We start from the raw sequence: 1,500 nt of genomic DNA on the forward strand, positions 1-1,500 counted from the left end.
CAATAATCCTGCTTGATTTCAAAATAAAGGCCGTCTGAACAGGTAAGGCAGAAATCGTTGATTTCGTTTATCCCTGTTCAGATGGCCTTATGATTAAAGACGTTTAGGATTCTTTATTTTTATCGGCTTTGGCTGCCCAATAAGTTGCCAAAAGCGAGCCGGAGATATTGTGCCACACGCTGAACAATGCGCTGGGAACGGCAACAACCGGCGCGGCGGCAAAGTGTGCGGCGGCAAGCGCGGCACCTAAGCCTGAGTTTTGCATACCGACTTCGATGGCCAGCGTTTTTTGTGCATCATAAGGCAGGCCGGTCCATTTGGCGGCAAAGAAGCCGAGCAGATAGCCGATACCGTTGTGGAGTACGACAACGGCAAAAATCAGCAGGCCGCTTTCAATAATCTTGCCTTTGCTGGCACCGACAACCGCGCCGATAATCAGCACGATGGCGGCAACGGAAACCAGTGGCAGCGCGTCGGTCAATTTTTCAGTTTTGTTGCCCAAGACTTTATGGACAATCAAGCCCAAAACGATGGGGAACAAAACCATTTTGACGATGGACATCAACATACTGCCCGCTTGTATTTCCAGCATTTCACCGGCAAGCATCAGAAAGATGGCGGGGGTCAGCAATGGGGAAATCAGGGTGGAAACCGATGTAACGGCAACCGACAAAGCCACATTACCGCGCGCCAGATAAGTCATTACATTGGAAGCCGTACCGCCCGGGCAGCAGCCGACCAAAATTACACCGACTGCGATTTCGGCAGGCAGGTTCAACAGTTTCGCCAGCAGATAGGCGGTTGCCGGCATGATGGCGAATTGTGCAATCACGCCGATAATGACGGCTTTGGGATGTTTGAATAAAATGTCAAAGTCGGAGGGTTTGAGGGTCAAGCCCATGCCGAACATGATGATGCCGAGAAACCAAGGAATGTAAAGACCGACCCATTTGAAGGTGTCGGGTGCGAAAAAAGCGATGCCGGCAAAGAGCGCGGCCCAGAGGGAAAAGGTCTTTCCGATAAAATTACTGATTTTGTTGAGGGTATTCATGATGATATGTTGTGAAGTTGTTTTTAAGGGAGACCAAGGATACACGCCTTAACCTTAATTTGCAAAATGGATTAAAATAAATAAGGCCGTCTGAAGATAAGAATTGATTTTCAGACGGCCTGAGACCTTTGCAAAATTCCCCAAAATCCCCTAAATTCCCATCAAGACATTTAGGGGATTTTCCATGGCCACCTTCTTCCAGCAAACCGCCCAAGCCATGATTGCCAAACACATCGACCGTTTCCCACTATTGAAGTTGGATCAGGTGATTGATTGGCAACCGATCGAACAATACCTGAATCGTCAAAGAACCCGTTACCTCCGAGACCACCGCGGCCGTCCCGCCTATCCCCTGTTGTCCATGTTCAAAGCCGTCCTGCTCGGACAATGGCACAGCCTCTCCGATCCCGAACTCGAACACAGCCTCATCACCCGCATCGACTTCAACC

At 49.7% G+C, this 1,500-nt stretch carries 2 protein-coding genes; one reads left to right on the forward strand and one right to left on the reverse strand.

All coding sequences use genetic code 11. The features are described from left to right. Positions 1–103 precede the first annotated feature (103 nt). Positions 104–1,051, reverse strand: coding sequence for a bile acid:sodium symporter family protein (locus ACTHUM_RS13715; RefSeq protein WP_107791835.1), 948 nt, complete (start codon positions 1,049–1,051; stop codon positions 104–106). A gap of 184 nt (positions 1,052–1,235) precedes the next feature. Between ACTHUM_RS13715 and ACTHUM_RS13720 the strand changes: the two genes are divergently transcribed. After that, the coding region (locus tag ACTHUM_RS13720; RefSeq protein ID WP_440403137.1) for a transposase at positions 1,236–1,500 on the forward strand (265 nt) is incomplete at its 3' end.

This window comes from Neisseria sp. P0021.S006 (assembly GCF_051956895.1).

Bases quoted from the DNA above. Each gene is read 5' to 3' on its own strand.
- ACTHUM_RS13715 (WP_107791835.1), bottom strand. From the start codon at position 1,051: ATGAATACCCTCAACAAAATCAGTAATTTTATCGGAAAGACCTTTTCC.